The 26,892-nt window shown below is 61.1% G+C and carries 25 protein-coding genes; 11 read left to right on the plus strand and 14 right to left on the minus strand.

What is annotated here, in order from left to right:
* Nucleotides 1–75: 75 nt before the first annotated feature.
* Nucleotides 76–1,188: a cytochrome P450 gene (locus ACA068_RS13255; protein WP_497310224.1), complete on the minus strand. Its 1,113-nt coding sequence runs from the start codon at nucleotides 1,186–1,188 to the stop codon at nucleotides 76–78.
* A gap of 82 nt (nucleotides 1,189–1,270) precedes the next feature.
* On the opposite strand from ACA068_RS13255, the gene ACA068_RS13260 reads away from it, so the two are divergent.
* The 3 genes from ACA068_RS13260 to ACA068_RS13270 all read left to right on the plus strand — a co-directional run bounded on the left by ACA068_RS13260 (nucleotide 1,271) and on the right by ACA068_RS13270 (nucleotide 4,160).
* Complete coding sequence (locus ACA068_RS13260; RefSeq protein WP_497310225.1) at nucleotides 1,271–2,026, plus strand: ArsR/SmtB family transcription factor; 756 nt, start codon at nucleotides 1,271–1,273, stop codon at nucleotides 2,024–2,026.
* Between the two features lie 80 nt (nucleotides 2,027–2,106).
* Nucleotides 2,107–3,327 carry a putative DNA modification/repair radical SAM protein gene (locus ACA068_RS13265; protein ID WP_497310226.1) on the plus strand — a complete coding sequence of 407 codons (1,221 nt, stop codon included), beginning with the start codon at nucleotides 2,107–2,109 and terminating at the stop codon, nucleotides 3,325–3,327.
* Nucleotides 3,324–4,160: a TIGR03915 family putative DNA repair protein gene (locus ACA068_RS13270; RefSeq protein ID WP_497310227.1), complete on the plus strand. Its 837-nt coding sequence runs from the start codon at nucleotides 3,324–3,326 to the stop codon at nucleotides 4,158–4,160. Before ACA068_RS13265 ends, ACA068_RS13270 begins: the two co-directional genes overlap by 4 nt.
* Nucleotides 4,161–4,213: 53 nt before the next feature.
* Here the strand turns inward: ACA068_RS13270 and ACA068_RS13275 are convergent, their stop codons facing one another.
* From ACA068_RS13275 to ACA068_RS13295, 5 genes are all read right to left on the minus strand, one after another.
* Nucleotides 4,214–5,233 carry a branched-chain amino acid aminotransferase gene (locus ACA068_RS13275; RefSeq protein WP_497310228.1) on the minus strand — a complete coding sequence of 340 codons (1,020 nt, stop codon included), beginning with the start codon at nucleotides 5,231–5,233 and terminating at the stop codon, nucleotides 4,214–4,216.
* A 308-nt stretch (nucleotides 5,234–5,541) separates the two neighbouring features.
* Nucleotides 5,542–6,924: a dihydrolipoyl dehydrogenase gene (gene lpdA / locus ACA068_RS13280; protein WP_497310229.1), complete on the minus strand. Its 1,383-nt coding sequence runs from the start codon at nucleotides 6,922–6,924 to the stop codon at nucleotides 5,542–5,544.
* 16 nt (nucleotides 6,925–6,940) lie between these two features.
* Complete coding sequence (locus ACA068_RS13285) at nucleotides 6,941–8,212, minus strand: dihydrolipoamide acetyltransferase family protein (protein WP_497310230.1); 1,272 nt, start codon at nucleotides 8,210–8,212, stop codon at nucleotides 6,941–6,943.
* Nucleotides 8,213–9,271, minus strand: coding sequence for an alpha-ketoacid dehydrogenase subunit beta (locus ACA068_RS13290; RefSeq protein ID WP_497310231.1), 1,059 nt, complete (start codon nucleotides 9,269–9,271; stop codon nucleotides 8,213–8,215).
* 1 nt (nucleotide 9,272) lies between these two features.
* Nucleotides 9,273–10,508 carry a 3-methyl-2-oxobutanoate dehydrogenase (2-methylpropanoyl-transferring) subunit alpha gene (locus tag ACA068_RS13295; protein WP_497310232.1) on the minus strand — a complete coding sequence of 412 codons (1,236 nt, stop codon included), beginning with the start codon at nucleotides 10,506–10,508 and terminating at the stop codon, nucleotides 9,273–9,275.
* Between the two features lie 185 nt (nucleotides 10,509–10,693).
* On the opposite strand from ACA068_RS13295, the gene bkdR reads away from it, so the two are divergent.
* Nucleotides 10,694–11,182: a Bkd operon transcriptional regulator BkdR gene (bkdR, locus tag ACA068_RS13300; RefSeq protein WP_008005367.1), complete on the plus strand. Its 489-nt coding sequence runs from the start codon at nucleotides 10,694–10,696 to the stop codon at nucleotides 11,180–11,182.
* A gap of 45 nt (nucleotides 11,183–11,227) precedes the next feature.
* On the opposite strand, the gene ACA068_RS13305 is transcribed toward bkdR, so the two are convergent.
* A complete protein-coding gene (locus ACA068_RS13305) occupies nucleotides 11,228–12,091 on the minus strand; it encodes an MBL fold metallo-hydrolase (RefSeq protein WP_497310233.1) in 864 nt (287 codons plus the stop codon).
* Between the two features lie 162 nt (nucleotides 12,092–12,253).
* On the opposite strand from ACA068_RS13305, the gene ACA068_RS13310 reads away from it, so the two are divergent.
* From ACA068_RS13310 to nahK, 4 genes are all read left to right on the plus strand, one after another.
* A complete protein-coding gene (locus ACA068_RS13310; protein ID WP_497310234.1) occupies nucleotides 12,254–13,060 on the plus strand; it encodes a sulfite exporter TauE/SafE family protein in 807 nt (268 codons plus the stop codon).
* A 209-nt stretch (nucleotides 13,061–13,269) separates the two neighbouring features.
* The gene (locus ACA068_RS13315) at nucleotides 13,270–14,454 is read left to right on the plus strand and encodes a porin (protein WP_497310235.1); all 1,185 of its coding nucleotides are present in this window, start codon (nucleotides 13,270–13,272) and stop codon (nucleotides 14,452–14,454) included.
* 275 nt (nucleotides 14,455–14,729) lie between these two features.
* Nucleotides 14,730–15,893 carry a nitric oxide-sensing protein NosP gene (gene nosP, locus ACA068_RS13320; RefSeq protein WP_497310236.1) on the plus strand — a complete coding sequence of 388 codons (1,164 nt, stop codon included), beginning with the start codon at nucleotides 14,730–14,732 and terminating at the stop codon, nucleotides 15,891–15,893.
* Nucleotides 15,862–18,456 carry a hybrid sensor histidine kinase/response regulator NahK/ErcS' gene (gene nahK / locus ACA068_RS13325; RefSeq protein WP_497310590.1) on the plus strand — a complete coding sequence of 865 codons (2,595 nt, stop codon included), beginning with the start codon at nucleotides 15,862–15,864 and terminating at the stop codon, nucleotides 18,454–18,456. Before nosP ends, nahK begins: the two co-directional genes overlap by 32 nt.
* A 132-nt stretch (nucleotides 18,457–18,588) precedes the next feature.
* Here nahK and ACA068_RS13330 read toward each other — a convergent pair whose 3' ends face one another.
* The 6 genes from ACA068_RS13330 to ACA068_RS13355 all read right to left on the minus strand — a co-directional run bounded on the left by ACA068_RS13330 (nucleotide 18,589) and on the right by ACA068_RS13355 (nucleotide 23,782).
* On the minus strand, nucleotides 18,589–19,254 hold the full coding sequence (locus tag ACA068_RS13330) for a response regulator transcription factor (protein ID WP_094471953.1): 666 nt from the start codon (nucleotides 19,252–19,254) through the stop codon (nucleotides 18,589–18,591).
* Between the two features lie 56 nt (nucleotides 19,255–19,310).
* Nucleotides 19,311–19,868 (minus strand): PQQ-dependent catabolism-associated CXXCW motif protein, encoded by a 558-nt coding sequence (locus ACA068_RS13335; RefSeq protein WP_497310237.1) that lies wholly within the window; start codon nucleotides 19,866–19,868, stop codon nucleotides 19,311–19,313.
* A gap of 215 nt (nucleotides 19,869–20,083) precedes the next feature.
* Nucleotides 20,084–20,875 (minus strand): ABC transporter permease, encoded by a 792-nt coding sequence (locus tag ACA068_RS13340; RefSeq protein ID WP_497310238.1) that lies wholly within the window; start codon nucleotides 20,873–20,875, stop codon nucleotides 20,084–20,086.
* The gene (locus tag ACA068_RS13345) at nucleotides 20,872–21,603 is read right to left on the minus strand and encodes an ABC transporter ATP-binding protein (protein ID WP_497310239.1); all 732 of its coding nucleotides are present in this window, start codon (nucleotides 21,601–21,603) and stop codon (nucleotides 20,872–20,874) included. The genes ACA068_RS13340 and ACA068_RS13345 overlap by 4 nt, the downstream gene beginning before the upstream one ends.
* Nucleotides 21,600–22,559 (minus strand): YVTN family beta-propeller repeat protein, encoded by a 960-nt coding sequence (locus tag ACA068_RS13350; protein WP_497310240.1) that lies wholly within the window; start codon nucleotides 22,557–22,559, stop codon nucleotides 21,600–21,602. Before ACA068_RS13350 ends, ACA068_RS13345 begins: the two co-directional genes overlap by 4 nt.
* 38 nt (nucleotides 22,560–22,597) lie before the next feature.
* On the minus strand, nucleotides 22,598–23,782 hold the full coding sequence (locus tag ACA068_RS13355) for an ABC transporter substrate-binding protein (protein ID WP_497310241.1): 1,185 nt from the start codon (nucleotides 23,780–23,782) through the stop codon (nucleotides 22,598–22,600).
* Between the two features lie 159 nt (nucleotides 23,783–23,941).
* On the opposite strand from ACA068_RS13355, the gene ACA068_RS13360 reads away from it, so the two are divergent.
* Genes ACA068_RS13360 through ACA068_RS13370 form a run of 3 tightly spaced genes read left to right on the plus strand, consistent with a single transcriptional unit; the run spans nucleotide 23,942 to nucleotide 25,964 of the window.
* The gene (locus ACA068_RS13360; protein WP_497310242.1) at nucleotides 23,942–24,064 is read left to right on the plus strand and encodes a hypothetical protein; all 123 of its coding nucleotides are present in this window, start codon (nucleotides 23,942–23,944) and stop codon (nucleotides 24,062–24,064) included.
* A 2-nt stretch (nucleotides 24,065–24,066) separates the two neighbouring features.
* A complete protein-coding gene (locus ACA068_RS13365) occupies nucleotides 24,067–25,329 on the plus strand; it encodes a sensor histidine kinase (protein ID WP_497310243.1) in 1,263 nt (420 codons plus the stop codon).
* Nucleotides 25,326–25,964 (plus strand): response regulator, encoded by a 639-nt coding sequence (locus ACA068_RS13370; RefSeq protein ID WP_497310244.1) that lies wholly within the window; start codon nucleotides 25,326–25,328, stop codon nucleotides 25,962–25,964. The genes ACA068_RS13365 and ACA068_RS13370 overlap by 4 nt, the downstream gene beginning before the upstream one ends.
* A gap of 135 nt (nucleotides 25,965–26,099) precedes the next feature.
* Here ACA068_RS13370 and ACA068_RS13375 read toward each other — a convergent pair whose 3' ends face one another.
* On the minus strand, nucleotides 26,100–26,750 hold the full coding sequence (locus ACA068_RS13375; RefSeq protein WP_497310245.1) for a pentapeptide repeat-containing protein: 651 nt from the start codon (nucleotides 26,748–26,750) through the stop codon (nucleotides 26,100–26,102).
* Nucleotides 26,751–26,892 lie beyond the last annotated feature (142 nt).

The following is a 26,892-nucleotide window of genomic DNA, read 5'->3' on the forward strand; positions in this document are numbered from 1 at the left end:
CCGGTGACTCAATAGTTGTGAACGACAGAGAATCCTGTGGGCGCGGGCTTGCTCGCGAAGAACGATGACGCGGTCTTACGGCAAGTCGCGAAAGACCGGAATACGCCCATTCAGCGAAGGCCGGTACTCCCAGGTCAATCGATCCAGCGCAGGGTGATGCGCCAGGATCTCCCGTAACGTAGCGCTGGCAATGCTTGACGCCAACTGCCGCCCCGGACATTGATGCCGTCCGGCGCCAAAGGTAAAGCTGCGCCGTTGCGGGCGATCCAGAATGAACGCGTCGGGATCATCATTGAGCTGCGGATCCCGGTTCGCCGAGGCCAACAACACCAAAATTACATCGCCCGAACTGAGGCTCACACCCGCGATCTCACACGATGCCGCAACAAACCGTCGGGTGTTCTGAATCGGAGGGTCGAAACGCTGAACATCGGCGATCAAGTCGTCAACGTGCGTCGAATCGCGTAATAACGATGTGTTTCGAATCAGTGTCAATATCGCATTGCCAATCAGCCCGGCAGTGGCTTCATATGCCTGGGAAAACAGTCCAATCAGATTGGCAATCAACGTTTGCGGATCGCCTTCGAAGCGCGCCCGAATCCCGGCGAGCAGTGAGCTTTTATTGCCCGAATTATCCAGCAACTCAATGAAACACCCCCTTAACTGCTCCGCTGCAGCGTGGGCAGTCTCCAATTGCAGCGAATCGCTGAGCGGCGACAGGCACGCGACAAAATCCGCCGTCAATTCGCTGATCGTCCGGCCCTGCGCCGGTGAAAACCCCAACAACGCCGCCACCACGCAAACCGGCCCGCGGAACATGGCGTTGTACAGTCCATCGGCATCCGGCGTGATCAGCCGCGCGCTCACCAGCGCATTGACCTCGTCCACATCAATCATCGCCAAACCCGGCTGAATCGCCGACCTCGGGCAACGCTGACGCTCGCCCTCATTCATCCGCATCAATTGCCCAAATACCTTGCCGGCCATGCCGTCGGCAATCGCTTTGGGCACCGGCTCAGCGGCCGGCCGAACATGACAATCCGGATGCGCCAGCACCGCAGCAACGGTCTGGGCGCTGCTCGCCACCCACAATTTCAGTGCTTGGTGAAACACCAGCCCACCCTCGGCGCGCAGCCGGGCGTAATAGGGATAGGGATCGGCATGAGTCGCAGCGATGATCGGGTCCATGGGTCGCAGCCTTGTTCGTGGTGGGGAAAGTGTTGCTACTATCTCCCGCTCGACAGGGTCTCGATTCGTCCGGGAGCGAAATATGAACGTAGAACAACACGACATCGGCGTCTCTCAAGTGGCTGCGGCCATCGCGGAACCGGCCCGGACGAAAATCCTCTGTTCGCTGATGGATGGCCACGCGCGCACCAGCACCGAGCTGGCGGCGATTGCTGAAGTCAGCGCTTCCACCGCCAGCGCGCACCTGGCCAAGCTCAAGGAGCTGGCGCTGCTGCGTTTGCACGTGCAGGGCCGCCATCGCTATTACAGCCTCGCCGACAAGCGAGTGGCCCAAGCGCTGGAGGCGCTGATGGTGATCGGCCAGAACACTGCCCCGACGTTCAACTCGCGTACACCGGATCGGCTGCAATTCGCCCGCACTTGCTACGATCACATGGCCGGGACGCTGGCGGTGTTGCTGCATGACCGGATGCTTGAAAAAGGCTGGTTGCTGGAAACCGACGAGCAGGCTTATCGCCTGAGTGAGAGTGGCGAGATGTTGATGCAAGGGCTGGGTATCGAAGTCAACGACCTGAGCACCTTGCGTCGCCGCTTTGCTTGCCCGTGCCTGGACTGGAGCATGCGCCGCCCGCATCTGGGCGGTTCGCTGGGGGCGGCGGTGCTGCAAACGGCGATCAAGCGCAAATGGGTGACGCAGGATCTGGACAGCCGGGCGCTGGCATTGACGGCGCTGGGGAGCAAGGAATTTGGTGCACGGTTCGACCTGACGCTGGCACAGCCAACCGTGCAACCCGTCCGCGATCAACGCCAACCGCTGCCTGCACAGGATGTGATCTGACCCGACCAAGGGTTCGTTGACAGCTTGTGCCTTGAAGGTCGACCCTATACTGTATATCCACACAGTAAAAGGCGTGACCCATGGAACTCATCGATAAGCTCAGCATTCTCGCCGACGCCGCCAAGTATGACGCGTCGTGCGCCAGCAGTGGCGCGCCGAAGCGTAGTTCCGAGGGCAAGAGCGGACTGGGCTCGACCGACGGCATGGGCATTTGCCACAGCTACACACCAGACGGGCGCTGCGTGTCGTTGCTGAAGGTTCTGCTGACCAATTTCTGTCTCTATGACTGCCAGTATTGCGTCAATCGACGTTCCAGCGACGTGCCGCGCGCACGCTTCACGCCGGAAGAAGTGGTGACGCTGACCCTGGATTTCTACCGACGCAACTGTGTCAGCGGGTTGTTTCTCAGTTCCGGGATCATTCGCTCGGCCGATTACACGATGGAGCAGATGATCCGCGTGGCCAAACTGCTGCGCGAAGACCATGAGTTCCGGGGTTATATCCATCTCAAGACCATTCCCGAAGCCGATCCGGCGTTGATCGAAGAAGCAGGGCGCTACGCCGATCGCTTGAGCGTGAATATTGAACTGCCCACTGACGCCAGCCTGCAAACCCTGGCGCCGGAGAAACAGTTGGGCTCGATCAAACAAGCGATGAAAACCATCTACACCGGTGTCCAGACCGTGCTCAATGAGCCCCGCGCACCGAAATTTGCCCCGGCCGGGCAGAGCACGCAGATGATTGTCGGCGCCGATGACACCGATGACAGCACTATTCTCCACAGCGCCCAGGCGCTGTATGGCAATTTCAGTTTGCGGCGAGTCTATTACTCGGCATTCAGCCCTATCCCCAACAGCCCGAAAAGTGTGCCGCTGGCCGCGCCGCCGCTGATGCGCGAGCACCGTTTGTACCAGGCGGACTTCCTGTTGCGCAGCTACGGCTTCACCGCAGGCGAGTTGTTCAAGGGGCCCGGGCACCTGGCGCTCGACATCGACCCGAAACTGGCGTGGGCACTGGAGAACCGCGAGGTCTTCCCGCTCGACCTCAATCGCGCCGAGGCCTCGTTGATCGCGCGCATTCCCGGTATCGGCCTGCGCACCACCGAGCGGCTGGTGGAGTTGCGCCGTCAGCGCCGTATTCGCTACGAAGACCTGGCCCGAATGCGCTGCGTGCTGGCCAAAGCCAAGCCGTTCTTCATCACCAGCGATTACCACCCGCAGCAGGCCGAGGTCACCAGTCATTTGCTGTATCAGCAATTGCGCGACCGGCCGCAGCCGCAACAAATGGGGTTATGGGGATGATCAGTCTGGATTGCGATGACCTGTTCGACACCTGGCGTCAGCAGGCACGCTGGCTGCTCAGTCATGAGGTCGACCCGAGCCGCGTGAGTTGGGCCAGTGAAGGCGTCTCCGATCTGTTCGTCAGCGACGATGCGCCACCTCAAACCCAGGGTCCGTTTCACGCCCGAATACCGCGAACGCTGTTGGACACCCTTGAGCGCGCCGCTCGTTATCGGGGTGATCAACGCTGGAGTCTGCTGTACGAAGTGCTGTGGCGGGTCAGTCATGGTGACCGTACCGCGATGCTGGCCGGCGATAAGCTAGGCAGTGAATTTCATAGAAGAGTCAAACAGGTACAGCGTGAGGCTCATCACTTACATGCATTTGTGCGTTTTGTAGCGATGCCTGAAAGTGAGGGCCCTCAATACGTCGCCTGGCATGAACCGGCCCACGACATCCTGCACAGTGCCAGTGAACATTTTATCGGGCGCATGGGCCGGCATCGCTGGCTGATTGCGACGCCCAGGGACGGGGTCTACTACGACGGTGAGCAGTTGATCCACCAACGCCAGTGCCCGGTGGGATGGCAGCAGCTGGCACAGAACGTCGACGACCCACACAGCGAGATGTGGTTGACCTATTACAGCCACATCTTCAATCCTGCGCGTCTGAATCCGAAGGTCATGCAAGGTCACTTGCCGGCACGGTTCTGGAAAAACCTGCCGGAAGGCGCGCTGATTCCGGGGCTGATCACCCAGGCACGCACGGGTAAGCAACAGGACGGCCAGGCGAGCGGAATCAAGGGCAGGGGAGGCAAACGTATTGCGCGGGGAGAAGCCGGGGATCGTTCATAGAAAAGCCCCCCATCGCCAAGGCAATGGAGGGCTTCGATGCCACGGATGTCAGATCAAACCTTGACGATCCAGCCCGCTGGCGCTTCGACGTCACCCGTCTGCACACCGGTCAGCTCTTTGTAGAGCTTCTGGGTGACCGGGCCGACTTCGGTTTCGCTATGGAACACGTGCAGGTGGTCGTTGTAGCTGATGCCGCCGATAGGCGTGATGACGGCAGCGGTACCGCAAGCGCCGGCTTCCTTGAAGTCGGACAGCTTGTCGATGAACACGTCACCTTCAACCACTTCCAGGCCCAGACGCGATTTGGCCAGTTCGATCAACGACAGACGGGTGATGCCCGGCAGTACCGACGGCGAGTTCGGCGTGACGAACTTGTTGTCGTGGGTGATCCCGAAGAAGTTGGCCGAGCCGACTTCTTCGATTTTGGTGTGGGTCATCGGGTCCAGGTAGATGCAGTCGGCGAAGTGGGCTTTCTTGGCCTGGGAACCTGGCATCAGGCTGGCCGCGTAGTTGCCACCGACCTTGGCTGCACCGGTGCCTTGTGGGGCCGCGCGGTCGTAGCTGGAGATCAGGAAGTTGTGCGGGGTCAGGCCACCCTTGAAGTAGGCGCCGACCGGAATGGCGAAGATCGAGAAGATGAACTCGGGCGCAGTACGCACGCCGATGTTGTCACCCACGCCGATCACGAATGGCCGCAGGTACAGCGCGCCGCCTGTGCCGTAAGGCGGGATGAAACGCTCGTTGGCACGAACTACTTCCTTGCACGCTTCGACGAACTGCTCGGTGGACACCTGCGGCATCAGCAGGCGGGCGCAGCTGCGTTGCATGCGGGCGGCGTTCTGATCCGGGCGGAACAGATTGATCGAACCGTCCTTGCAACGATAGGCCTTCAGGCCCTCGAAGCATTGCTGGCCATAGTGAAGGGCAGTGGAGCCTTCGCTGATGTGCAGCACGTTGTCTTCGGTCAGGGTGCCTGCGTCCCACTCGCCATTACGCCAGTGCGACAGATAGCGCTTGTCTGTCTTGATGTAGTCAAAACCCAACTTGTCCCAATTGATGCTTTCGTTACCCATGACACCCTCTATCACTTAACAACCGCCGAAACGGTTCAAGGCTTCTGACGTTTTTCTGGATGGGGACAACAATACTTCATTCCGGGCCTGTTTCGCAGCCCGGACTATCGGATCATTGGCAGATTTCTTAGCTTGCTCATGAAGTTTGCCTCCGATCCTTCATTGTTCGAAATCCTGTGGCGAGGGAGCTTGCTCCCGTTCGGCTGCGAAGCAGCCGCAAATCCGGACGACGCGGTGTGTCAGGAAGTCAGCGAGGGGCCGCTTCGCGACCCAGCGGGAGCAAGCTCCCTCGCCACAGTTGATCGCAGTTACAAGTGCAGCGCATGGCCAAGGGCACGCAACGCCGCTTCCTGCACCGCTTCACCCAACGTCGGATGCGCATGGATGGTGCCGGCAATGTCTTCCAGCCGAGCGCCCATTTCCAGGCTCTGGCCAAACGCCGTCGACAACTCCGAAACGCCCACACCCACCGCTTGCCAGCCGACAATCAGATGATTGTCACGCCGCGCCACGACGCGCACGAAGCCGCTTTTGGATTCCAGCGTCATCGCCCGGCCATTGGCGGCGAACGGGAAGCTGGAAACGATGCAGTCCAGGCCCGCCGCCTTGACGTCGTCCGGGGTCTTGCCGACGACCACCAGTTCCGGGTCGGTGAAGCATACGGCAGCGATGGCGGTCGGGTTGAACTCGCGGGATTTGCCGCTGATCAGTTCGGCCACCATCTCGCCCTGAGCCATGGCCCGGTGCGCGAGCATCGGTTCGCCGCTCAGGTCGCCGATGGCGTACACGTTGCGCATGCTGGTCTGGCAGCGGTTGTCGATCTTGATCGCCGAGCCGTTCATGTCCAGATTCAGCGCTTCAAGGTTCCAGCCCTGGGTGTTCGGCTTGCGACCGACGGCCACCAGCACCTGATCCGTTTCCAGGTTCAGGGTATCGCCACCCGGCTGCAGAACTTTCAGAGTATTACTAGCAGAATCAAAGCCTTGGACGCTGTGCTTCAAGTAAAGCTTCACGCCGAGCTTTTTCAGTTCGTCGTGTACCGGCTGGGTCAGTTCGGCATCGTAGGCCGGCAGAATGCGCTCTTGCGCCTCGACCACGCTCACGTCAGCGCCGAGTTTGCGATAGGCAATCCCCAGCTCCAGGCCGATGTAACCGCCACCGACCACGACCAGGCGTTTCGGCACGGATGTTGGCGCGAGGGCTTCGGTGGAGGAGATGATCGGTCCGCCAATCGGCAGCATCGGCAGGTTCACGCTTTTCGAGCCCGTGGCCAGCACCAGGTGCTCGCACTGGATTCGCGTGTCGCCCACATCAACGGTTTTGCCGTCGATCACTTTCGCCCAGCCTTGAATGACCTGGACTTTGTTCTTTTTCAGCAGCGCCGCGACACCGGTGGTCAGGCGATCAACGATGCCGTCCTTCCACTCGACGCTCTTGCTGATGTCGAGAGTTGGCGCGGAGACGCTGATGCCCAGCGCCGAGTGCTGGCTGTGGTGTTGTGTCTGGTGAAACTGTTCGGCGACATGGATCAACGCTTTCGACGGAATGCAGCCGATGTTCAGGCACGTACCGCCCAACGATTCGCCTTCCACCAGAATGGTCGAGATGCCCAGCTGGCCAGCACGGATCGCCGTCACATAACCGCCAGGGCCGCCGCCAATGATCAGCAGCGTGGTGTTCAAGGTTTGCATGCCTGCTCCATTAAAATTAGTCCACAAACAGGGTGGCGGGTTGTTCGAGCAGGCCACGAACGGCCTGGATGAATTGCGCCGCGTCCATGCCATCGACCACGCGGTGATCGAAGGAGCTGGAGAGGTTCATCATCTTGCGAATCACGATCTGGCCTTTGACCACCATCGGGCGTTCGACGATTTTGTTGACGCCGACGATCGCCACTTCCGGCAGGTTCAGCACCGGGGTGCTGACGATGCCGCCCAAGGCGCCGAGGCTGGTCAGGGTGATGCTCGAGCCAGACAGTTCATCACGGGCGGCCTTGCCATTCCGTGCGGCCGTGGCCAAACGGGAGATTTCGGCAGCGTTGTCCCACAGGCTGCGGGCTTCGGCGTGACGCACCACCGGCACCATCAAGCCGATGTCGGCTTGGGTGGCGATGCCCACGTGAACCGCGCCGAGGCGGGTGATGACCTGAGCTTCGTCGTCGTAACGGGCATTGATCTGCGGGAAGTCGCGCAGGGCGACAACCAGGGCACGGACCAGGAACGGCAGCAACGTCAGCTTGCCACGGGTTGCACCGTGTTTTTCGTTGAGGTGTGCGCGCAGTTCTTCTACGGCGGTGACGTCGATTTCTTCGACATAACTGAAGTGAGCGGCGCGTTGCGTAGCGTCCTGCATGCGCTGGGCGATCTTGCGGCGCATGCCGATCACCTGGATTTGCTCTTCGTCGTTACGCTGGGCGTAAGCGGCGGCCACGGTCGATTGCGGCTGCTGAGCCTGGGCCAGATAAGCATCGAGGTCTTCGTGCAGTACGCGACCGACAGGGCCGGTGCCACGGACCAGACGCAACTGGATGCCGAGGTCCAGCGCATGTTTGCGCACGGCCGGGGAGGCCAGCGGGCGCTCGTCGGCCTCGCGAGCCACCATTGGGCCTTGGCAAACGGCAGCTCGTGGCGCTGCAGCAGCGACTGGCTTGCTTTCCACCACCGCTGCAACCTTCGGCGTCGCAACCGGTGCTTCTCTAACAGGTGCCGGCTGAGCCGACTCTTTAACGTTGCCTGCGCCTTCGACTTCAATGCTGATCAGGATGCTGCCCACCGCCATGACTTCGCCTGGCTGTCCGCCCAGCGCAATCACCTTGCCATGCACCGGCGAAGGGATGTCGACCATCGCCTTGTCGGTCATCACATCGGCCAGCACCTGATCTTCGACGACCATGTCGCCGACCTTGACGTGCCACACCGACAATTCAACTTCTGCAATGCCTTCACCAATGTCCGGCATTTTAATAACGTGCGTGCCCATTCAGACCTCCATAACCCGTTTCAACGCCGCGCCCACTCGGGACGGACCAGGGAAATACGCCCACTCTTGCGCGTGCGGGTAGGGGGTGTCCCAACCGGTGACGCGTTCGATCGGCGCTTCCAGGTGATGGAAGCAATGCTCTTGCACCAGGGCGACCAGTTCGGCGCCGAAGCCGCAAGTGCGGGTCGCTTCGTGAACGATCACGCAGCGGCCGGTTTTCTTCACCGACTTGACGATGGTGTCCAGGTCCAGCGGCCAAAGGCTGCGCAGGTCGATGACTTCAGCGTCGATCCCGGTTTCTTCCGCCGCGACTTGCGACACGTAAACGGTGGTGCCGTAGGTCAGGATGGTCACGTCCTTGCCGGGACGGGCGATGGCGGCAACGTCCAGCGGCACGGTGTAGTAACCGTCCGGGACCTGGGCGGCCGGGTGTTTCGACCACGGGGTTACCGGGCGGTCGTGGTGGCCGTCGAACGGGCCGTTGTACAGGCGTTTTGGCTCGAGGAAGATCACCGGGTCATCGTTTTCGATGGAGGCGATCAACAAGCCTTTGGCGTCGTAAGGGTTGGACGGCATGACCGTGCGCAAGCCGCAGACCTGGGTGAACATCGCTTCGATACTTTGGCTGTGGGTCTGGCCGCCGTAGATGCCGCCGCCGCAAGGCATGCGCAGGGTCATCGGTGCGGTGAACTCGCCGGCCGAGCGATAGCGCAGGCGCGCAGCTTCGGAAATGATCTGGTCCGAGGCCGGGTAAACGTAATCCGCGAACTGAATCTCGGCCACCGGACGCAGACCGTAGGCACCCATGCCCACGGCAACGCCGACGATGCCGCTTTCTGAGATCGGTGCGTCGAACACCCGGGAAGTGCCGTACTTGGTCTGCAGGCCTTCGGTGCAGCGGAACACGCCGCCGAAGTAACCGACGTCCTGGCCGAACACCACCACGTTGTCGTCACGCTCAAGCATCACATCCATGGCCGAGCGCAGGGCCTGGATCATGGTCATGGTGGTCGTGGTCATGGCGGTTTCCAGCTCAATATTAGTGTTGTGGTCGTTCATGTCAGATCCCCAACTCTTGACGCTGGCGCTTCAAGTGCTCCGGCATCTCTTTATAGACGTCTTCGAACATGGTCGCGGCGCTTGGAATCTGGCCACCGGCCAGGGTGCCGTACTGCTCGGCTTCTTTTTGCGCGGCAATCACTTCGGCTTCCAGTTCGGCGCTGACGGCGACGTGTTCCTCTTCGGACCACTGACCGATCTTGATCAGGTGCTGCTTGAGGCGCGCAATCGGGTCGCCCAACGGGAAGTAGCTCCAGTCGTCGGCAGGACGGTATTTGGACGGATCATCGGAAGTGGAGTGAGGACCGGCGCGGTAGGTGACCCATTCGATCATGGTCGGGCCGAGGTTGCGGCGGGCGCGTTCGGCGGCCCAGGCAGAGGCGGCGTAGACCGCGACGAAATCGTTGCCGTCGACCCGCAGGGAGGCAATGCCGCAGCCGACGCCACGACCGGCGAACGTGGTGGCTTCACCACCGGCAATCGCCTGGAAGGTCGAGATCGCCCACTGGTTGTTGACCACGTTGAGGATCACTGGCGCACGGTAAACGTGAGCGAAGGTGAGGGCGGTGTGGAAGTCGGATTCAGCGGTGGCGCCATCGCCGATCCAGGCCGAGGCGATTTTGGTGTCGCCCTTGATCGCCGAGGCCATGCCCCAGCCCACACCTTGTACGAATTGGGTGGCGAGGTTGCCGGAAATGGTGAAGAAGCCATAGTCCTTGACCGAATACATGATCGGCAATTGACGTCCCTTGAGCGGATCGCGCTCGTTGGACAGCAGTTGGCAGATCAGGTCTACCAGCGGTACATCGCGTGCCATCAGGATGCTTTGCTGACGGTAGGTCGGGAAGCACATGTCATCGACGTTCAGGGCCAGGGCCTGGCCGCTGCCGATGGCTTCTTCGCCGAGGCTCTGCATGTAGAACGACATTTTTTTCTGACGCTGGGCGACGACCATGCGGTTGTCGTAGATCCGCGTCTTGAGCATGGCGCGCATGCCTTTACGCAGGATCTCGGCCGGCACGCCTTCAGCCCATGGGCCGAGGGCATTGCCCTGGTCGTCGAGCACGCGAATCAGGCCCTTGGCCAGGTCGGCGGTGTCGGCGGGTTCAACGTCGATTGGGGGTTTGCGCACCGTGCCTGCATCGGTCAGACGCAGGTAGGAGAAGTCGGTTTTGCAGCCAGGACGGCCCGAAGGTTCGGGAACGTGCAGGTGCAGCGGTTCATACGCTTGGTTCATGGCTTCTACGCTCGATCTTGTGAATTTCTTGTAGTGAGCTGACCGTCATTCTTCGATAAAAGAAATCTTGTCCTACAACAATCATAGGCCCGGCGCAGAAGAATATTTATCTCTGTTTCGTTGCGCCGGAGATCATTTGAGGATAAAAAACCTGCATAAACATAAAAAACAGGTGGTTTTGTCTCATGCGCAAACTGGACCGTACCGATATCGGCATTTTGAACAGCCTTCAGGAGAACGCCCGTATCACCAATGCCGACCTCGCACGCTCGGTGAACCTGTCGCCAACGCCGTGCTTCAACCGGGTCAAGGCAATGGAAGAATTGGGCCTGATTCGCGAGCAAGTGACGCTGCTGGACGCCGACCTGCTGGGGCTGCACGTGAACGTGTTTATTCATGTCAGCCTGGAGAAACAGGTAGAGGAGGCGCTTCAGCATTTCGAGGAAGCGATTTCGGATCGCCCGGAAGTGATGGAATGCTATTTGATGGCGGGGGACCCGGACTATCTGATCCGGGTGCTGGTGCCGACCATTCAGTCGCTGGAACGCTTCATGATGGACTTCCTGACCAAAGTGCCAGGTGTGGCCAACATCCGCTCGAGCTTTGCGCTCAAGCAGGTGCGCTACAAAACCGCGCTGCCATTACCCGCCAACGGCTTGACCCTCAACAACTAAGCGAAATCCCCCTCACCACAACGACAGCTGCTGCAGAGGGGGAAGTCAGAGTTTATTCAGAGGGATTTTCAGGTAGGTCACGCCATTGTCCTCCGCCGGCGGCAGATTCCCCGCCCGTACATTCACCTGAATCGCCGGCAGCAGCAGCGTCGGCATGCCCAGCCCGGCATCGCGCTGGGTGCGCATGGCGACGAATGCCGTTTCATCGATGCCGTCATGGACGTGGATATTGCTTTTGCGTTGCTCGCCCACCGTGGTCATGCAGCGGGATTCGCGGCCTTCGGGCGGGTAGTCGTGGCAGACGTAGAGCCGAACGTTGGCGGGGAAGGCCAGCAGTTTGTGGATCGAGGCGAACATTTGGTGGGCGTTGCCGCCGGGGAAGTCGCAACGGGCAGTGCCCACGTCCGGCATGAACAAGGTATCGCCCGCCAGAATCACATCACCGTCGATCAGATAAGCCATGTCCGCCGGAGTGTGGCCGGGCACATGCAGGGCCGTGGCCTTGAGGTTGCCGATCATGAACGATTCGTCCGGCGCGAACAGATGGTCGAACTGCGAACCGTCGCTGCGAAATTCCGGCTCAAGGTTGAACAGGGTCTTAAACACGCCCTGAACCTTGCTGATCGACTGGCCAATAGCGATTTTGCCGCCCAGCTCACGCCGCAGATATGGTGCGGCGGACAGGTGATCGGCATGGGCGTGGGTTTCCAGCAGCCATTGCACGTGCAGCTGATGCTCGCGAACGAAGGCGATGATTTTATCCGCCTGGGTGGTGGCGGTGCGCCCGGCAGCGGGGTCGTAGTCGAGGACCGGGTCGACGATGGCGCATGGGCCGCCGTCACCTTCGTAAATCACGTAGCTGTAGGTCGACGAGGCAGGGTCTAAAAAAGCTTCAATCAAGGCAGGCATGGTGGCCGCTTCTTTCAGGACAAGGCATGAGGGTAGTGTCATTTTCCCTGCGCTGACCAGCCCCCGTGTTAATTGATGAAGGAAAAAAGCCGCACGGGCTCTATCCTGTCAGTCATCGATACCGGGCGTTCCCGGCTATTTTTCACAGATCTCGAGCGTTTTATGTTGTTGGCAAGTTTTTTTGGGGTGGTGATGGGCCTGGTCCTGGGATTGACCGGGGCAGGGGGGGGCATTCTGGCGGTGCCGGCCCTGGTGCTGGGGCTGGGTTTGACCATGACTCAGGCCGCTCCGGTGGCGTTGTTTGCGGTGGGCAGTGCGGCGGCGGTCGGGGCCATTGATGGTTTGCGCCATGGCCTGGTGCGCTATCGCGCCGCGTTGTTGATCGCACTGCTGGGGGCGATTTTTTCGCCGGTGGGCATCTACTTCGCTCATCAGTTATCGGAAAAAATCCTGATGATTCTGTTCAGTCTGCTGATGGTCATGGTGGCCTGGCGGATGTTGCGTCGCGAGCGCCAGGAAGAAGGACCGAGCGACCACGGCCACGCCAACTGGGGCCAGAAGAACTGCATGCTCGATCAGCAGACCGGGCGCTTTTCCTGGACCGCCAAATGCACCGCGACCCTCGCGGCATTGGGCGCGGTGACCGGTGTGGTCTCAGGGCTGCTGGGGGTGGGCGGCGGCTTCCTGATCGTCCCGGCGTTCAAGCAACTGACCGATGTGCAGATGCGCGGCATCGTCGCCACGTCCTTGATGGTGATCAGCCTGATTTCCGCCATCGGGGTGATCGGCGCGTTTCATGCCGGGGTCAGGATTGATGCATTGGGTGCGACGTTCATTGTTGCCAGCGTGATCGGCATGATCGTCGGCCGACAACTGAGCGCGCGCGTCCCGGCGCGGGCCCTGCAAGTCGGTTTCGCCAGCGTGTGTGTCGTGGTCGCCGCTTACATGCTGTTCAGAGCGGGCGCCTAGGGAGTACCGGTTCCTGTGGCCGCCAGTCTGCCGGGCAGGCGTACATCCTAAGTTCCGGGTCTTGGCGCGACCCGGTCTTACACCGAATTTTCCGCGCATCACCGGCCACTCCAAAGCACTTCAAAACCGCCCCCAAGGCAGCGTATGCCGCCGCCGGTCACCTTTCGATAATCGCCTCCGACATCCAGTCCCCCGCTGCGGAGCGCGTCATGCACAACAATAAGAACTTCAAGCATCGCTACTTGCCTGCCTTTATCGTCAGCCTGTCGACCCTCGGTTTGAGCACGATGGCCGAGGCCGAGATCGTGCTGTACGACAAGGACCAGACCACGTTCTCGACCGACGGTTACATCAACGCCTTCTACGTGAACAGCGATGTAGACCGTGCCGGCGACCAGTACGATCGTCGTCAGGCACGGGTGAAAATGGGCTATCTGCCCAACTACCTGGGCTTCAACATGGGCAAGCAGGTCGATGACCTCAAGCTCGGCGCCCGGGCCTCCTTCTGGGTGACCATCAACGACAGCCAGACCAACGGCACCGACACCGCCATCGACGTGCGGCAGTTCTACGGCACCGTGGCCAATCCGCAATGGGGCGAGGTGCTGATCGGCAAGGACTTTGGCCTGTTCGCCCGCTCCAACATTCTGCTCGATGAAATGCTCGCCGGTTACGGCCAGGTCAGCGATACCCTGGGGTTGGTAGATGGTGGCGGCGTGTCGTTCGGCAATATCGGCACCGGTTATCCGTACCCGTTCCCGACCTCGCAGATCACCTATCGCACCCCAGTGATGGAGGGTTTGCGGGTGGCCGTGGGGATTCTCGATCCGGTGGACACCAACGACAGCAGCTCGTTGGGCAAGGCGTACCAGGAGAACCCGCGTACCGAGAGCGAGGTCACCTATCAGTTCGACGTCGCCGGCGCGAAGATTTACAGCTGGGTCAACGGCAGCTACCAGACCTCGGACAACACCGACTCCACCGTCCAGTCCGTCACCTCCAAAGGCGTCGGCTACGGTGTGCAGGCGAAGATGGGTGGGTTGTCGCTGACCGGTTCCGGTTTCCAGGCCAAGGGCATCAATCCGTTCTTCACCAACAACGCCGGCGAACCGACCCTGCGCAACGTCGACAGCGACGGTTACTTGCTGCAGGGCTCGTACAAACTGGGCAAAAACCGCCTGGCCTTGTCTTACGGCAAGACCAATGACGACGGCAATGGTGTGGTCGGCAGCGGCGCGGACTATGAAACCCGCGGCATTGCGTTGTTCCATGACGTCAATGACAACCTCAAACTCGTGGCCGAGTACAACCAGTTCGAAATCAACGGCCACGACACCAGCGCCCAGAACGAAGACACCGATACCTTTGCGGTGGGGGCGGTGTTGAACTGGTAACAAGCTGATCTGCGAACCCTACCCCTGTGGCGAGGGAGCTTGCTCCCGCTGGAGCGCGTAGCGGTCCCTATTCTGGTCGCGCATCGGCCGGTTGGGGGACTGCTGCGCAGTCTAACGGGAGCAAGCTCCCTCGCCACAAAAGCATCAGCCATCAAGCGCCCGCCCCGCCGACTCTCATCCCATCGAAGCGCCTGACCGCTACCCAAGTAGCATACGTCGCAGCCCGCAGGCTTCGTACACTCGTGTCTCATACACGCGCACCTGCGGGGGTGGTCATGCAGCAGGTCCAGAGTGAAGGGGTGGTCAGCGGCATGTCCCAGGCCACCGATGCCCAAGAAGTGGCTCAGGAGCTCGCGCGGCAGTTATTGCACCCGCATCTGGGTTTCGTGCTGTTCTTCTGCTCCGCCGAGTACGACTTGCAGGCGCTGGGCCAGGCCTTGCAACAGAGCTTCGGCGGCATTCGCCTGGTGGGTTGCACCAGCGCCGGGGAAATCACGCCCTTGGGCTACGGCCGCAATTGCGTGACGGCGGTGGGGTTCGACCATCGGCATTTTTCCATCGACGCCGAACTGATCTGCGAGATGGAACGCTTCAGCCTGATCGACGCCCAGCAAATGGTCGAGCGCCTGGTCAGTGGCTGTCGCAGCAACACCCTGGCGCCGATCAAGGGCAACAGCTTTGCCCTGACCTTGCTCGATGGTCTGTCCAGCCGTGAAGAAATGGTCCTCGCTGCGTTGAGCGCGGCGTTGGGCGACATCCCGCATTTCGGCGGTTCGGCCGGCGACGACAACTACCTGACCCACACCCACGTCTATTTTAATGGCGAGTTCCACAGCGGCGCGGCGGTGGTGGTGCTGGTTAACACCTGGCTGGATTTCGAGGTGTTCACCACTCACCACATCTTGCCGAGAGCCGAGAAACTGGTGGTCACCGGAGCCGACAGCGCCTCGCGCCGGGTCTTTGAACTGAACGCCGAGCCGGCTGCCGAGGAGTACGCCCGACACATCGGCGTGCCGGTGGCCGAACTCGATCACCGGGTCTTTGCCGCACACCCCTTGGCGGTGCGGATCAACGATCAGTATTACGTGCGGGCGATCCAGCAGGTCCATCCAGACCTGAGCCTGAGTTTTTACTGCGCCGTGGAAAACGGCATCGTCCTCACCGTCATGACTCCCGGCCCGATGCTGCCGAACCTGCAAACCCTGTTTGAAGGCTTGCAGGAGCGTCTTGGCGATCTACTGCTGACCATCGGCTGCGACTGCTTTCTCAGGCGTCTGGAACTGGAAGACGGCGGCAGCCTGGAGCAGATCGGCACGTTTTTGCGTGACCAACGGGTGATGGGTTTCAACACCTACGGAGAACAGTTCAATGGCATGCACATCAACCAGACCTTCACCGGGGTTGCCATTGCCCGAGGCCGGTCCCCTGGACATCGCTGAGCTCCAGGCGCAGCTCGCCAGCCTGCGCCACGACAATCAGAAACTGCAGCGCATCAACGGCGCGCTGATCGAACGGATCGAATCCGGCGTCACGCGCGGCAATGATCCCTACGCGGCGTTCCAGCATTCGGTGGTGCTGGCCGAACAGGTGCGTGAGCGCACCGACGCCTTGAACCAGGCCATGGCCGAACTCAAGTCGGGCAATCACTTGCTCAGCGAAGCGCGCCTGCGGGCGGAAACCGCGCATCAGCATTTGATCGATGCCATCGAGAGCATCTCCGATGCCTTTGTGCTGTTCGATGCCGACCAGCGCATCGTCTTGTTCAACAGCCGTTTCAAGGCGTTCTGGAGCAACAGCCGGGTGCGCATCAACGCCGGCATGCGCCTGGTCGAGGTCAAGCGCCTGATGTCCGTCACCGGGTTGTTCACTGAAGAACCGCGCGGGCATGCTGACGAAAACCTCATCTATCGCTTGCAGGACGGCCGCTGGCTGCAAGTCAGCGAACGGCCCACCCAGGAAGGTGGGCGGGTGATCCTCTTTACCGACATAACCGACGTCAAACTCAGCGAAACCATGCGCCGCGAGCAAGCCGTGGCGCAGAAATCGCACTTGCTGCAACGGGCGGTCGACAACCTGTCCCAAGGCGTGGCCATGGTCAATGCCGAAGGCATCCTGGAACTGTGGAACCGGCGTTTCCTCGAACTCAGCGGGCTGGCTCCGGTGGCGGCCCATCGGCCGTTTGCCGAAGTGATTGCCGACAGCGAGTTGAACCTGCTGACCCCGGCCAGTCGCGATGCCAACGGGCGGCACGTGCAGGAATGCGAGCAGCGCCTCTACGATGGCCGGGTGCTGGAAATTCGCACGCATCCGCTGCCCACAGGCGGCTTCGTCAACACCTTCACCGACATCACCGAACGCTACCAGCACGCCGAAGCCCTCAGCGAAAGCGAGCGCTGGATTCGCCTGATCACCGACCATGTCCCCGCGCTGATTGCCTACCTCAATGCCGATCTGGTCTATGAATTCACCAACAAGGTCTACGAAGAATGGTACTGCTGGCCTCGCGGCGTGATGCTCGGGCAGAGCCTGCGCGAAGTTCACAGCGAGCAGCATTACCAGCGCCTCGAGGCCTACGTGGCCAGGGCCCTGGCCGGTGAGAGCGTGACCTTCGAGTTCGCCGAAACCAACATCAACAATCAGGAACGCTACATGCTGCGCTCCTACGTGCCCAATCGCCTGGCCACCGGGGAAGTGGTGGGGATTTTCGTGTTGATCCGCGACATCACCGAGCGCCGCCGCACGGCCGAGGCGCTGCACCAGGCCTATCAGAATCTCGAGTTGCGGGTGCGCGAACGCACCACCGAACTGACCACCCTCAATGACCAATTGCTGCGCGAAATCGACGAGCGCCGACGCGTGGAATCGCGTTTGCGCGAGGCCAAACTTGAGGCGGAGCAGGCCAACCTGTCGAAGACCAAGTTTCTTGCCGCCGTGAGCCACGACCTGCTGCAACCGCTGAACGCGGCACGACTGTTCACCAGCGCTTTGCTGGAACGGCGCGAGCCGGTGGCCAATGCGATTTTGGTGCGCAATGTCAGCAATTCGCTGGAGGACGTGGAAAACCTGTTGGGCACGCTGGTGGACATTTCCAAACTGGATGCCGGGGTGATCAAGGCCGACATCGCGCCGTTCGCCCTGAGCGAACTGCTGGAAAACCTCGCGGCCGAGTACACCCAGGTGGCCAGCAGTGAAGGGCTGGAGCTGCATTTCATTCCGTGTTCGGCGCTGGTGCGCAGCGACATCCAGTTGCTCGCGCGGATCCTGCGCAATCTGTTGAGCAACGCCATTCGTTATACCTACAGCGGTCGCGTGGTGCTCGGGTGTCGGCGTCATCATCAGCGGTTGACGATCGAGGTCTGGGACAGTGGGATGGGCATTGCCGAAAATCGGCTGGAAGAGATTTTTCAGGAGTTCAAGCGCGGCGATGTGCAGCGCCCGGACCAGGACCGTGGGTTGGGTCTGGGGCTGGCCATTGTCGAAAAAATTGCCGGGATTCTCGGTCACCGCATACACGTGCGGTCGTGGCCGGGCAAAGGCTCGATGTTTTCCGTCGAAGTGCCGTTGAGCGCCACCGCTCCCAAGGCTCAACCGGCATTGCTGATGAGTGAGCCGATGCTGGAACGCCTGCGCGGGGCGCGGGTGTGGGTGCTGGATAACGACGCGGCAATATGCGCGGGCATGCGCACGTTGCTGGAAGGGTGGGGATGCCGGGTGGTCACGGCCCTGTCGGAGCAAGACTTGGCGCGGCAGGTGGACAACTATCACGAGGAAGCCGACCTGCTGATCGCCGACTATCACCTGGATGACGAGCAGAACGGCGTCGATGCCGTGGCCCGGATCAACGCCCGGCGCGGTTCAGCAATCCCGGCGATGATGATTACCGCCAACTACAGCAATGAGCTGAAGCAGCAGATTCGTGAGTTGGGGCACACGTTGATGCACAAACCGGTAAGGCCGATGAAGCTCAAGACCGCGATGAGTCATCTGCTAGGCCGGCCCTGAATTTTCTGGTGATTGTGCTGGCCTCATCGCGAGCAGGCTCGCTCCCACAGTGGATCTGCGTCGTACACAGATTCTGTGACCGATGCAGTTCAATGTGGGAGCGAGCCTGCTCGCGATGAAATCGACGCGGTTTCAACGCCGCAGATAAGACCCGAAATCAATATCCCCGGCACTCAGAATCGCCTGCACCCGGTTGTGCACGTTGAGTTTGCGCAGAATCGCCGAAACATGCGCCTTGACCGTGGTTTCGGCGATTTCCAGGGTGTAGGCGATCTGCTTGTTCGATTCGCCCTTGGTCATGCGTTCGAGCACCAGCAACTGCTTGCGGGTCAAGGCCTGTAGCAGTTCCGGCGGGAAACTCGGGTTGTCATTCATGCGCCGGTGGGTGCCGCATTTTTGCGTGCGGATGATGTCCGGCGGCAAGTACACATTGCCATTGAGGATCTGCTGGATGGCCTCGGTCATCTGCACCCGGGGCGAGGATTTGGTGATGAAACCCACCGCGCCATAGGTGATGGCTTGCAGCACGATCTGCTTGTCCTGCTCGGCTGAAACGATCACCACCGGAATGGTCGGCGCCTCGTTGCGCAGGTTGATCAGGCCATTGAGGCCGTGCATGCCGGGCATGTTCAGGTCGAGCAGGATCAGGTCCAGGTCGTCGTGTTCCTGAGTCAGCAGCAGGGCGCTGTCCAGGTCGGCGGTTTCCATCACCTCGCTGCCCGGAAAACCATCGCTGATGACGTTATGAATGGCTTCGCGAAACAGCGGGTGATCGTCGGCGATCAGAATTTTGTACATAGCCTTTCACCTCATTATTTTCATTATGGTGTGGCAACAACACGCACGCGTAAAGGTCAGGGGAAGGGCTCGGGCTGGGCGGGCGTCACGGGCAGATTGGCGCCTTGCCAGGCATCCAGACCGTCGCGATACCAATACAGTGTCTTATAGCCCATGGCCGCGGCGCGTTTTACCGCATTCCAGCTCAGCCAGCAGTCGGCGCGGCAGTAGAAGACCAGCGGTTGCGCATGGTCTCCTGCCGTCAATGCCTTCAGGTTACGCGCAAAATAGCCCTGCCAGTCAGCTGTCAGGTCGCCGTCGCCGGTATTGGCCAGCCAATGGCTGCCGGGCAGGTTCTCGTGGGGTTGGTCTTCGATGAAACGTCCTTGCAGCCATTGGCGGCGGTAGACGTCGATCAACACCGGACGAGGTGTCTGGGTGAGCAGGGTTTGCAGGGCGGCGGTGTCGATGATGGCCGCGCCTTGAAGCTGATTCGGGGTCGGGCTGCGATAGAGGTTGATCCGATAGCCGTCGGCGGAGAACAGCGGCGTATCGGCGTGCGCGACGCCCAGCAACAGGCTCAGCGATAGCACAGCAAGGGAAGGGCGCAACAGACAACGTTGGGCACGCGGCATGGGGTTCAATCCTTATAGTTATGAACCCATTACATGCCAGTCTCGGGGCATTGGGAATGCGACGATAGACAGGAAAACCAGTACTAAAGTAGTAATTTCCCCCCGTGTTCAACACAAATTTCCTGTAGGAGCCGGCTTGCTGGCGATGGCGGTGTGACAGATACACCGCATTGTCTGGATCGCCAGCAAACCGGCTCCTACAGAGGGTTTTGGTGTCAGTTGGTTTTGCGCAGGGCGGCGTGTTGCGGGTTGAAGGTGAGGACGGCGAGCAGGGCGAACAGCAACGTCAGCCCCACGCACACCGCCAGCGCCAGCGGATTGAAGCGCTCATACAAGGCAAACCGCACCAGCTCCACCGCGTGGGTAAACGGGTTCAGCGCGCACAGCCAGTACAGCCACTCACTGGACTCGCGCATCTTCCACAGCGGATACAACGCCGACGACAGGAAAAACAGCGGGAAGATCACGAAGTTCATCACCCCGGCAAAGTTCTCCAGTTGCCGGATCGCATTGGACAGCAGCAGGCCCAGCGCACTGAGCATCAACGCCACCAGTAACAACGCCGGCAAGGCGAGCAACAGCCCCATGGCCGGTGGCTGCACGCCGTACACCCAGGCAATGGCCAGAAAGGCATACACCTGCAACAGCGAAATCAGCGAAGTGGCCAACAGCTTGCTGCACAGCAGGAAAGTCCGGGGCAGGGGGCTGGTCAGCAGCACTCGCATGCTGCCCATCTCCCGGTCGTAAACCATCGACAGCGAACCCTGCATGCCGTTGAACAGCAGGATCATGCAAGCCAGCCCCGGGATGATGTAGACCTCATAGGGGATGTAAGTGTCGTAGGGCTCGATGATCGCGATCCCGAGGGCCGCGCGAAAACCGGCGGCGAACACCAGCAGCCACAACAGTGGCCGCACCAAGGCACTGAGAAACCGCGTGCGCTGCAACACAAAACGCAGCCATTCACGCAGCACGATGCCGCTGAAGCATTGCCAATACGCATTCATCGGGCGGCTCCTGATGTCGTCAAGCGGGTGAAGGCTGAACTGAGGTCGCCGCCATGTTCCTGGCTCAAGGCATCAGCTCGCCCGCTGGCCACCAGGCGGCCCTGATGAAGAATCAGCAAGTCATCGCTCGGCTGCACTTCATCCAGCAAATGGGTGGTCCAGAGCACGCTGATGTGCTGCTCGCGGCACAGACCGCGAATGTGTTGATTGAGCGCCAGCCGGCTGGCCGGGTCGAGGCCTACGCTGGCCTCGTCGAGCAGCAACAGCCGTGGCTCATGCAGCAAGGCACGGGCGATCTCCACCCGTCGACGGTGACCGCCATTGAGTTCGCGGACCCGTTCGCGACGGCGATCGGTCAGCGCCTGGCGGGCCAACTCGGCGTCGACCCGCAGGCCGGTCTGACGCCGGGACATGCCATGCAGCGCGGCGTGATAACGCAGGTTCTGCTCGACGCTGAGGTCCAGGTCCAACGTGCTTTGCTGAAACACCACACCCAATTGCTTGAGCGCCGGACGTGCCGCGTTGCGCAACGAACAGCCGCCAACCCGGATGTCTCCGCGCTGCAAATCATAGAGCCGAGTGAGCAGGGCAATCAGCGTCGATTTGCCCGCGCCGTTCGGCCCCAGCAACGCCGCGAATCGCCCGGGAGCCAGGCTGAAACTCACCTGCCGCAAGGCCTCTCGCGCGCCATAGGCGAAGCTCAGTTCGCTGACTTCCAGTGCGTTCATGGCGTCACCACCACGCCCCACGGATAGCGCCCGACTTTTACCGATTTGGTGACCTTGAGGCTGTCGACATCAATCACCGACACATCGCCACTGACGCCGTTGGTGGCCAACAACTGCTTTTGATCGGGGGTAAACGACATCTGCCAGACGCGCCGGCCAACCAAAAGGTAATCAAGAATCTCGAAGGTCTTGGCGTCAATCACCGCCACATGATTGGCCGGCCCGAGCGCGACGAAACCGTACTTGCCGTCGGCGCTGAGTTTGATCCCCACCGGCTGGACTTTGTCCGGGTGCACGCCCTTGATCTGGAAGGTCAGGGTCTTGAGGACCTTGCGAGTGGCGACGTCGAGAATCGTCACTGTCCCGCCAATTTCCGCCGAGGCCCAGAGTTGCGACCCCTCAGGTGAAAACTCGACGAAACGCGGCCGCTGATCCACCAGGGTGCTGTCAGCCAGGGTCTGGGTGCTGGTGTCGATCCAGTGCAGCATGTTGGTGGTTTCGCTGGTGTTCACCGCCCACTTACCGTCGGGGCTGACGGCCATGCCTTCGGGTTCGACGCCGACGCTGATCTGGCCCAGCACCTTGGAAGTTTCGGTGTCGATCACCGTCACCAGCGCATCGTCCTCGTTGGAAACGTACAACCAGCGATTGTTGGGATGCAGGGCGAACTGCTCGGGGTCCTTGCCCGATGGCAATTCCTTGATGATCTTGCGCGTGGCGACGTCCATCACCTGGACCCGGTCCGAGTCGCTGGCGCAGATGTACAGCAGCTTGTTGTCGTGGGACAGCAGCAAACCACGCGGGCGCTGGCCGACGGGCAGGGTGTCGGTGACTTGCAGGGTTTGCAGGTCGATCAGGCTCAGGCTGTTGTCTTTTTCGTTGGAGACCCAGGCGGTAGAGGCGGCGGCGTGCCCGGCGGCGAGCAGCAAGGCGCAAGAGAGCAGGGTGCGGCGCATGATGGATTCCTTTTTTTTGTTGTAGTTGTTGTGGCGGATCAGGGGAAGCGGCAGCTGACCTCGGGCTTGTCGTAGCCGAGGCTGTCCATTTCGTTGACGGGGTGCAGAAAACCGTCTTGCGGCGACGTGCTGACCAAGGCCCGGGGCTGAACGATGGGAATCGGTTGGCGCAACTGGCCGTTCCACGGGCGATAACTGAGCTTGCGACCCTTGAATCCGTCCAGCGGCAATTGATCGCTGATTTCCAGCGTGCGGATCGCCAGCGGATCGACCTGCCGCAGTTTGCTCACCGCACTGGCGATGCTGCGCACGGCGATCCAGGCAGCGAAGTCGCGGTCATTCATCCAGCGCCCGGCCAGGGCTTCGAAGCGTTTCTGCAATTGAGCGGCGCCGTAGGTTTCCACGGTTTTGTGCCATCCCACCGGGGTCAGGCCCTGCGTGCCGGCGACCGGCCGTGGGTACCAGGTCTGGTAGGGCACGTACTCGCCGAAATCGCCGCGTTCGTCCGCCACCAGCACCACGTCGTATTCGGCGGTCTGGGTGAACAGCGGCATGTCGGCCTGGGCGCTGCGGCGCTGATCGTTGTTAAAACTCCAGGCTTTTTCCGCCACCAGTTTCAGCCCGAAGCGTTTGGCGGCGCGGCGCAGGGCGGCGGCATAGGCCTGATCGTCCGGGGTCGGGCCGACGATCAGCAGCGCCCGTTGCCATTTACGCACCACCAGAAACTGCGCCAGGGCATCGGCGAGCATCGCCCGGCTCGGCAGGCTGTGCAGCACGTTTGGCAGGCAGTCGGTGGTGCGCAGGCTGTCATCCGGGCTACCGGCGTTGAACAGTAAGCTGTCGGGCAGCACGGCGCTGAGCCGGCGCAGTGTCTCCACCGGCGCATTCACCACAAACAGGCGCAGACCCTGTGCATGCTGGACCTTGGCCGCTTCGATCAGGGCATCCGGGCTGTCGGCATTGGCGGTGACGAGGCTGTAACTCTGATTGAGAAAACGACCGGTGCTGTTGCTGTCGGTGATCGCCAGTTCGGCGCCGCGAAGCCCGGCATCGACCGGCTCGGGAATCACGTTGGACAGCAGCGGGCCGGGGTCAGGCCGATAGCCCAGGTAGCCGATCTGCACCTGCAACGGCGCATCCGCCGCCTGGCTCTGCGTCGCGAGCCCGGCGGCGCAGGCAATCGCCAGCAGGTAGATCAGGGCGTAAGGGGCAAGCTTTCGCATAACGGCACTCCATTACAGGTAGTGCCAGCATAGGAAGCCTGCGAGGCAGAATGAAATATGCAGAAAGTACCAGTCAGGCAGTACCAAGGTAGTAGCTCGCCCGGGGCGGCGCGGTTTTAGCATGGGCAATCACGGGCATCACACTGGAGGAGATCGACCATGCGAATTCTCAAAGCGCTGCTCCTGCCGTTGTTGTTGATCCTGACCCTGATCGGTGTCGACAAGCTCCATGGCCCCCGCCCGGCGCCGTTGCTGATCTTGCCCGCGACACCGGGGCGCTAACCGTGTCGGCCCTGTGGCGGATCAACCTTTGGGTCTGCGGATTTTTCGCCCTGGTCACCCTGGCGTGCATGGGGTTGCTGGTGCATCAGGCGCTGGCGGATGTGGAGCGCGAGCTGAAATCCGCCGAGGCGGTGGTCGAGTACCTGAGCGAAACCGCCGAGCGTGATCCCACCAGTTTGCAACCACGGTTGACGGGCAGTTTGCGGCATGTGCGGGTGCGCTGGCTGGAACCCGGCGAAGCGGCACGGCTGCCGGTTCAGGACGGGCTCGATGCGTGGCTCGGGCGTCTGTTGTTCGCCGATGCCCGGCACAGTGCGCGAGTCCTGGGTTTGCACGATGGCCGGCGCGTACAGATTGCGGTCGATCCGCGGGATGAAATCGACGAAGTCTGGGATTCGCTGCAGCAATTGCTGGGCCTGTGTGGCCTCGCCTTGGTCTTGAGTCTGTTCACCATCCGCTGGGCCGTGCGCCGGGGCATGGGGTTGCTCGACGAATTGTTGCGCGCGTTGCAGCAGGTCTCGGGCGGCCAGCTCAAGGTGCGATTGCGCGCGGAAGGTGTGCCGGAGGCGCGGCAACTGGCGGTGCATTTCAATCGCATGACCGCGGCGTTGGAGCAGGCCCGTGCCGACAATACGCATCTGACCCGGACGTTATTGGCGGTGCAGGAACAGGAGCGCACTCATCTGGCGCAGACCCTGCACGATGATCTCGGCCAGTACCTGGCAGGGATTCGCGCGCAGGCCTGCCTGTTGCGGCTGGTGACGGATCAACCCGTGGTAGTGGCGCGCACGATGCGCGAGCTGGAACACAATTGCGAGCACCTGCAACAGGGCTTCCGGGCGCTGGTGCATGACCTCTATCCGGTGGTGCTGCAACACCTGCCGTTGGCCGAAGCCTTCGGCCTGCTGGTGGAGCAATGGCAGGGGCGGCACGGCATTGATTGCCAGCTGCGGATCGGCGTGCAGTTGCCGCCATTGTCCGCGTCGGACAAAACCCATCTCTATCGCCTTTTGCAGGAAGCGCTGACCAACGTCGCCCGGCACGCGCAGGCCACCCGGGTGCGGGTTCGCCTGCAACATCGCGGCGCGCACCTGCACCTGTTGATTCGCGATAACGGGCGCGGCGCAATGCAGCCACAGCGGCCCGGCGTCGGTTTGTATTCGATGTGCGAACGCGCCCGCAGCCTCGGCGGCGAATTGCGGATCATCAGCCACCCCGGCGCCGGATGGGCGCTGGCCTTGAGCATGCCTTTGGAGGCGTCATGAATATTCTGCTGGTCGATGACCATGCGGTGGTCCGTCAGGGCTACGCGAGTTTGTTGCGGGCGTTGTTGCCGGCCATGGAAGTGCGTGAAGCCGCCACCGGCGAAGAAGCGCTGATCCGGGTTCAAGAAGCCGTGCCGAACCTGGTGATCATGGATTTCGGCTTGCCGGGGATCAGCGGGCTGGAAACCACCCGGCGTTTGCGTCAACGACTGCCGCAACTGCGGGTGCTGTTTTTCAGCATGCACGATGAACTGCCCTTGGTACGCCAGGCGCTGGACGCGGGTGCCTCGGGTTACTTGACCAAGAGCTCGGCGCCGCAAGTGCTGATCGAGGCGGTGCAGCGGATCCTCGCCGGCCATGCTTACATCGAACAGCCCCTGGCCACCCAACTGGCGTGCCACCCGCAACAGGACGCCAGCGACCCGCGATTGCAGAGCATGACCCAGCGCGAACTGGAGATTTTCGTGATGCTCGCCAAAGGCACCCCTGCGCGAATGATCGCCGAGCAGTTGAGCATCAGCAGCAAGACCGTCTCCAACCACCTGACCTTGCTCAAGAGCAAATTGCAGGTCACGTCCCATGCCGAACTGGTGCATTTGGGGATTGATATGGGGGTGGTGCGCAAGGCGGGCTGACTCGGTCGTGCGACCAACCCATATCCAATGTGGGAGTGAGCCTGCTCGCGATTACGCCGGCACATTCAACCTCTCAGTTGACGGCTATACCGCTTTCGCGAGCAGGCTCGCTCCCACAGGGGGGTGGTGTTCAGTTTATTTGTTCCAGGTTGTCGGGCAACCCGTGCAGCCCTCCATATTCGCATCCTGAAAATTCGCATAATGCTGCCGCGAACCACTGAGGTTGGCCTGCTCCAGATTGCTTTCACTCAATTTGGCTTCTTGCAGATTGGCATCACTGAGGTCTGCACTCTTGAGGTCTGCCTTGCTCAGCCAGGTCATTTCCAGGTCTGCGGCGCGCAGATTGGCGTTGTGCATTCTCGCGCCGGAGAGGCGGGCGAATTGCAGGCAAGCCCCGCTCAGGTTGGCGTCCTGGAATTGCGCACCTTGGGCAAACATTCCCCAACCCTGAATCGCCATCAACGTTGAACCGGTGAAATCCGCCAGGCGCAGGTTGCTTTGTTGCAGGCTGGCGCGGGTCAGGTTGGCGCCTTGCAGTTGGGCTTTTTCCAGGTTGGCGAGGTCAAGTCGGGCGTGCCGCAGGTCGGCATCGCGCAGGTCGGCGCCGCTGAGGTTCATGTTGCGCAAGTCCTGATTGCTCAGGTTCGCGCCTTTTAGATTGGCGCCGGGGCATTGGCTGTGATCGGCGATGGTGCAGCCGTTGATGATGAGTGGGGTGTCTTCGCCGTTGTCGGCGGCGTAGATTGGAAGGGCCGTTAGCAATAGCAATAGAGACAGATACTTCATGGCAGGTCCTCGAAAGGTGGAGGGCGACTGGATACACAAAAAACTTGTGGTTAATTGAGTTCCTGTGGCGAGGGGGTTTACCCCCGTTCGGCTGCGAAGCAGTCGTTAGTTCAGGCAACTTGGTGTCCCTGGAAAATGTAGG

The organism is Pseudomonas sp. LBUM1660, from assembly GCF_059695935.1.